This window comes from Dietzia sp. CW19, from assembly GCF_014145265.1.
Classification (GTDB): domain Bacteria; phylum Actinomycetota; class Actinomycetes; order Mycobacteriales; family Mycobacteriaceae; genus Dietzia; species Dietzia natronolimnaea.
Genome location: NZ_JAALEE010000247.1, coordinates 7,589 through 13,362, shown reverse-complemented (window position 1 = coordinate 13,362; position 5,774 = coordinate 7,589). Strand labels below are relative to the sequence as shown.

Genomic DNA, 5,774 nt, shown 5'->3' with positions numbered 1-5,774 from the left:
GTCCCGGGGGGCGGATCAGCGCCCCGCGTGGCCCCGGGGACGGGTCAGCGCCCCGTGTACTCCCCTGCGCGCTTCTCCCCGAACGCCGCGAGCGCCTCGCGGTGATCGGCGGTGTGGTGCGCGAGCGCCTGCATCGCCGCCGAGAGCTCGAGCAGCGACTCGAGCGACTGGTGCTGTGACTCGCGGAGCAGCTTCTTGGCCATCCGCACCGCGTGCGGCGGGTTCTTGGCCACCCGTGCGGCGAGGGCGTGGGCCGCCTCCAGCAGGTTCCCGGGCTCCACGACCTCGTTGACCAGCCCCCACGCGGCGGCCTGCTCGGCCTTGACGCGATCTCCGGTGAGCGCCATCTCGGCCGCCCGGGCCGGGCCGATGGCCTTGGTCAGCAGCCATGCGCCGCCGTCGCCCGGGATGATCCCCAGCTGGACGAAACTCTCGGCGAACCACGCCTTGGTCGAGGCCACCCGCAGGTCGCACATCACCGCCAGGTCACAACCCGCGCCCACCGCGGGGCCGTTGACGGCCGCGACCACCGGCACCTCGCAGTGATACAGCGCGCGGGGGATCCGCTGGATCCCTCCCCGGTAGCCGTTACGGAGCTCGTACGGGCTACCCCCGAACATCCCCGCCTTGTCGACCATGTCCTTGACGTTGCCGCCGGCGGAGAACGCCGAGCCGGCGCCGGTGAGCACGACGGCCCGGACGTCATGGTCGGCATTGACCGCTGCGACCCGGTCACACAGGGCGTCGACGATCGCAGGATCGGAGATGGGGTTCCGGGAATCCGGCAGGTTGAGTGTCCACGTCTCGATGTGGTCGGCTCGCTCGACGAGCAGAGGGGAGGTAGTCATCAGGGATCCTTCGGTCGAGGGGACGCCAATTCGCGCTATCTAACTACGTAATCCGTTACTCGACTGTAGCGAGCGGTCGTCGTCACCGCCAGTGTTCGCCATATCGGCAGAGCCGTGCTCCGATGGGTTCGGCGGTCCCCCACCGGGGAAACCCCAGGATGGCCGAACACCTCGCGCATCAGCGGCGATCCAGCCCCGCCCAGAACTCGCCCAGGGCGAGGAAGGTTGACTCGGGCTGTTCGAGCGCGGGTATCACCCGCGCCCCGGACACCGTCGACTCGCGTGCGTCGATCATCTCGGCGGCGACCGCGCGGGCCTGCTCCGGCGTCCACTCGCCGCGGTCGTCGGTGGTGACGAACAGGACCGGGCACGTCACCTCCAGTGCCGCCGAGAGCAGGTCGACACGATTGAGGATCGCGGTCTCGATGGCCCGAATCGTCGCCGTGCGCCCCGCCCGGTCGAGCGCACCACGCAACACCTCGACGGCCTCGGGATCGTGCGCGCGGGTGCGGTCGGTGAAGATGGTCTCCTCGATCGCGGACCTCACCGGCCCGCGGGGCCCGATCAGCCGGTAGAGCGGGACCAGCATCCGGACCTTGCGGCGGAGGAGTCGATTAATCGGGTGAGTCGGCGCGCTGACGGCGACGAGACTGCGGATCAGGTCGGGCCTGCGAGCGGCCACCTCCATACCGACGTGACCACCCCACGCATTGCCGAGCCAGTCGACCCCGTCCTGCCCGGACGACCCCCGGACATGCTCCAGCACCTCGATCGCGGCGTCCGCACATGCGGAGATGTCCGTCGCCTCGCGCAACGGGTCACTTCTCCCGCAGGACGGTGCGTCGATCAGGTGGAGACGATGGGCGCCCTTCAGCAGCGGCACGAGTCGGTTCCAGCTCGTCGAGTCGACGAACATGCTGTGCCACAGCACGAGTGGCGGGCCCTCGCCGACCACATCGACGTGGAGCCGGCCGAGCCGCGTATCGACGAATCCTGAATCCATAATTGACATTACACATCGTAAACTCAATTCTGTCTAGACTCGGATCATGGCCAGGACCTACTCGTCGGAGCTCCGTGCGGAGCGGGCTCGCCTCAACCGGGCGGCAGTGGTGGACGTCGCGCGGGAGATGTTCATCGAACGGGGATGGGTGGCCACGACGATGTCCGACGTCGCCTCCGCCGCAGGCCTCACCCGGCAGACCGTCTACCAGCAGTTCGACGGGAAGCTCACCCTTCTCGACACCTGCATTGATCTGTCGTTGTCTGATGGCGCGAACTCCCCCGTCCGCGAGTTGCCGGACTACGTCAAGATGGGCGAGGGAGCTGTCGAGGACCGCCTGGCCGCCGGCGCGAGATGGCTGCGCGGGGCGCACGAACGATCGGCCGCCATCCAGTACGTTCTCGACGAGGCCGCCGTCGTCGACGACGTCGCCGCGGGGCGACTCGCAGAACGGGAACGCACCCGTTGGGACGAGGTGCGGTGGGCCTCCGGGCTCATCCTCGGATCTCCTCCCCCCGACGCGGTCGTCGACGCGATGTGGATGCTCACCGGCAGATCCGTGTGGTTGAGACTGACGCGTGAACGAGGGTGGACACCAGAGCAGTGGGAGAGTTGGTTCGTTCGCCACGCTCGCGTGGAACTGCGCTGCTGAGCTTTCTGGCGCGAAAGCCCTGAGGAGACCTGGTCTACCCAGACCGGACAGTCGGGAACTCCCTACCGCGACATGACTGGGGCTCCGACGCAGAACGCCCCCGCCCTCGGTTTCCCGAGATCAGGGGCGTTCTTCCATCTGAGCCGCGTGTCGGAATCGAACCGACGACCTTTTCATTACGAGTGAAATGCTCTACCGACTGAGCTAACGCGGCGAGCCCTTGTGGGGCGACGCAACTATATACGACCGGCTCTCGCCGCCGGAAAACGACCGGTACCCCGGGTGCGGGTGGCCTCCACCCTGGTACATCGACCCTGGTACATCACCCCTGCTCCATCAACTCTGCTCCGTCAACCCAGCGCCTCGCGTATCGCCCCCACCATCGCGGACACGGCAAACTTCGGCTTCACGTTGACCTCGATGGCGGCGCGACACTCCTGGATAGCCTCGATGGCCCTCAGCACCGACGCCGGCGGATAGTGCCCCCCGAGGCGCGCCGACTCCTCCGCCTTGTCCGGGTGAACCGGGGCGACGTCCGCCACTCCGAGGCCGGCCATGAGCGCGTCCCGGTAGAAGCCCGCCAGGTCGACCAGCGCCAGGTCCAGCGAATCACGGGTGGAGCGGGTCCGCCGCGACTTCTGCGCCTTCTCCAGATCCTTCACCGCGCCCGCGGCGCCGCGACCCGCCGCCACCGCACCTTTTCCGGTGCCGCCCACACCCATCGCGGTGCGCAGTTCCTCCACCTCACGCTCGTCGTTCTGGGAATTTCGGGCGAGCGCCTCCTGCTCTGCGGCGCTGACCAGACGGTCCGCCAGCGGGAACGCCCGGCCGGGGTTGTGCATGACCATGGGCAGCTCCAACACCACGTCCCGGCGATCCCGGGTGGCCTCGTCGGTGGCCAACCACCGGGCGCGGCCGATGTGTCCGGAGGAGACCGCCGCAGCCCACCGCGCCCGCTCGGGGTCGATCCCCCCGCCGGCGAGGAGCGCGCTCTCGACCGCGGTGGCGTCCGGCTGACGAAGCGCGACGTTCCTCGACCTGGACCGCAGGGTGACCATGATGTCCATGGGGTCCGTCGTGGGCGAGCACAGCAGGAACACCGTGCGGCTCGGCGGCTCCTCCACCACCTTGAGCAGCGCGTTGCCGGACTGCTCGGTGAGCCGGTCCGCCTCCTCCACCACCACGATCTGCCAGCGACCGGTGCTGGGGCGGCTGGCGGCGCGGTGGATGGTCTCCTTGACGTCCTTGAGGAGGATGTTGACCCCCTGCGGAGCCAGGAGGTGCACATCTGCGTGGGTCCCCGCCAGCACGGTGTGGCAGGACCGGCACTCGCCGCAGCCCACGATCTCCGGGTGCTCGCACTGCAAGGCGGCGGCGAAACACGTGGCGGCGACGCTCCGTCCGCTCCCCGGTGGACCGGTGAACAGCCACGCGTGGACCATCCGCGCGTCCGACTCGTCCCACCCCTGGCCCGGCACCCGCGCACGCGCCGCCGACGCCGCGGCGGTCAGCTCCGCCACGACGTCGGACTGACCGGCCAACCGATCGAACACCCCTGGCATGGCCCCACCATATCGCCGCACTACGTCACACCTGCGTTCCCGTGACGAGCCCCGGGAACTACCCTTGACCCAATGGAGCGTTGGGTCAGGCTGTTCCGGTGGCTGTGGGCCACCCCCTGGCCCGTCTATGCCCTCACGATGGTGCAGGCCAACATCATCGGCGCGGTCTTCGTCTTCGCGTTCCTGCGCTTCGTCCTCCCGATGGACCGCTTCCTCGACCTGGACCAGTTCCGGTTCCTCAACCAGTACCTGTTCATCGGCTACCTTGTGCTGGCGTTCATCGGCGGGGTCATCGCGTCGACCCTGCTCCTGCTCCCGGTACTCCGGGTCGACCGGTCAGGTGAGGAGTTCGGAGGGGCGATCCGCAACCGGGCCCTGCGGCTGCCCTTCCACCAGGCGCTCATCTCCGGGGCCATGTGGCTGATCGGCACCATCGTCTTTGTCGTCGCCAACGTGGCCCACTCCCCCCGCCTCGCCCTGGTGGTGGGCGTGACGAGCATCCTCGGCGGGACCACCACCTGCCTGATCTCGTACCTCCAGGCCGAGCGGATCATGCGGCCGATCACCGTCCGCGCCCTCGCCCAGGGCGTGCCGGCCAACCGGCACGTCCCGGGGGTCCGTCGACGGATCTTCCTGGGCTGGGCGCTCACCACGGTCATCCCCGTCGCCGGGATCCTGCTGATCCTCACCGGGCAGTGGGTCGGGCTGTTCGGTGACGACCCCGGGCACATCCTCGTGGCGCTCGCGGTGATGGCCAGCGTCGCCGTGATCGCCGGCGCGATCGGCATGGGCCTGGTCTCGGACTCCATCGCCGACCCCGTCCGCGAGATGCAGGCGGGCGTCGGTCGGGTCAAGAAGGGCGACCTCGAGGCCCGCGTCACCATCTACGACAGCTCCGAGATCGGCCGACTGGGCCAGGGCTTCAACGAGATGGTGACCGGCCTGCAGGAACGCGAGGCGATCCAGGACCTCTTCGGTCGCTACGTCGGCGAGGACGTGGCGCGGAACGCCCTCGAGCGGGGAACGGAACTGGGGGGCCAGGAGCGGCAGGTCGCGGTGCTCTTCGTCGACCTGACCGGATCGACGGAGTTCGCCGCCGCCCACGAGCCGGCCGAGGTCGTCGCCGTGCTCAACGAGTTCTTCCGCATCGCGGTGGAGGCCGTCGACACCAACGGCGGTTACATCAACAAGTTCCAGGGCGACGCGCTGCTCGCGGTGTTCGGTGCGCCCATCGAGGTCGAGAACGAGGCCGGTCGGGCGCTCCGGGCCGCCCGCGCCCTCCAGAGCCAGCTCGCCGGGCTCTCCCCGCTCTCGGCGGGCATCGGGGTCTCCTACGGCACCGTGATCGCCGGGCACATCGGACACGCCAAGCGCTTCGAGTACACCGTGATCGGTGATCCGGTCAACGAGGCCGCACGCCTGACCACCCTGGCCAAGTCCGAACAGGGCCACGTCCTGGCGTCGGCCGCCGCGATCCGCAACGCCGACGCTCCCGAGGCGGCGAGGTGGGTGCTGGGACGCAGCGTCGAACTGCGTGGGCGCGGCATCATGACGCAGCTGGCCCGGCCGCTCCGGCCGACCCTCGCGGACCGGTGGCAGGCCGGGAACGTGGCGCTTCGCCCCACCGTCGAGGGTCTGGACACCGCCGACACCTGATCCGCACCTCGGTTGGCGGACACCACCGCGCCGTTGGCGGCCACCGCCACGCA

At 69.4% G+C, this 5,774-nt stretch carries 5 protein-coding genes and 1 tRNA gene; 2 read left to right on the top strand and 4 right to left on the bottom strand.

What is annotated here, in order from left to right; all coding sequences use genetic code 11:
* Positions 1-44 precede the first annotated feature (44 nt).
* Both G6021_RS08125 and G6021_RS08120 read right to left on the bottom strand, forming a co-directional pair.
* On the bottom strand, positions 45-848 hold the full coding sequence (locus tag G6021_RS08125) for a crotonase/enoyl-CoA hydratase family protein (protein ID WP_182615885.1): 804 nt from the start codon (positions 846-848) through the stop codon (positions 45-47).
* Between the two features lie 178 nt (positions 849-1,026).
* On the bottom strand, positions 1,027-1,851 hold the full coding sequence (locus tag G6021_RS08120; protein WP_182615887.1) for an alpha/beta hydrolase: 825 nt from the start codon (positions 1,849-1,851) through the stop codon (positions 1,027-1,029).
* Between the two features lie 46 nt (positions 1,852-1,897).
* On the opposite strand from G6021_RS08120, the gene G6021_RS08115 reads away from it, so the two are divergent.
* Entirely contained in the window at positions 1,898-2,503 is a 606-nt protein-coding gene (locus G6021_RS08115; RefSeq protein ID WP_179524442.1) for a TetR/AcrR family transcriptional regulator, read from the top strand.
* 141 nt (positions 2,504-2,644) lie between these two features.
* Here the strand turns inward: G6021_RS08115 and G6021_RS08110 are convergent.
* Both G6021_RS08110 and G6021_RS08105 read right to left on the bottom strand, forming a co-directional pair.
* Positions 2,645-2,717: transfer RNA gene (locus G6021_RS08110), tRNA-Thr, on the bottom strand.
* A gap of 136 nt (positions 2,718-2,853) precedes the next feature.
* Positions 2,854-4,065: a DNA polymerase III subunit delta' gene (locus G6021_RS08105; protein WP_182615889.1), complete on the bottom strand. Its 1,212-nt coding sequence runs from the start codon at positions 4,063-4,065 to the stop codon at positions 2,854-2,856.
* A gap of 72 nt (positions 4,066-4,137) precedes the next feature.
* Between G6021_RS08105 and G6021_RS08100 the strand changes: the two genes are divergently transcribed.
* On the top strand, positions 4,138-5,721 hold the full coding sequence (locus G6021_RS08100) for an adenylate/guanylate cyclase domain-containing protein (protein WP_182615892.1): 1,584 nt from the start codon (positions 4,138-4,140) through the stop codon (positions 5,719-5,721).
* Positions 5,722-5,774: the final 53 nt, after the last annotated feature.

Excerpts from the sequence above, each read along its gene's own strand:
- G6021_RS08125 (WP_182615885.1), bottom strand. The coding sequence starts at position 848 with ATGACTACCTCCCCTCTGCTCGTCGAGCGAGCCGACCACATCGAGACG.
- G6021_RS08120 (WP_182615887.1), bottom strand. The coding sequence starts at position 1,851 with ATGGATTCAGGATTCGTCGATACGCGGCTCGGCCGGCTCCACGTCGAT.
- G6021_RS08115 (WP_179524442.1), top strand. The coding sequence starts at position 1,898 with ATGGCCAGGACCTACTCGTCGGAGCTCCGTGCGGAGCGGGCTCGCCTC.
- G6021_RS08105 (WP_182615889.1), bottom strand. The coding sequence starts at position 4,065 with ATGCCAGGGGTGTTCGATCGGTTGGCCGGTCAGTCCGACGTCGTGGCG.
- G6021_RS08100 (WP_182615892.1), top strand. The coding sequence starts at position 4,138 with ATGGAGCGTTGGGTCAGGCTGTTCCGGTGGCTGTGGGCCACCCCCTGG.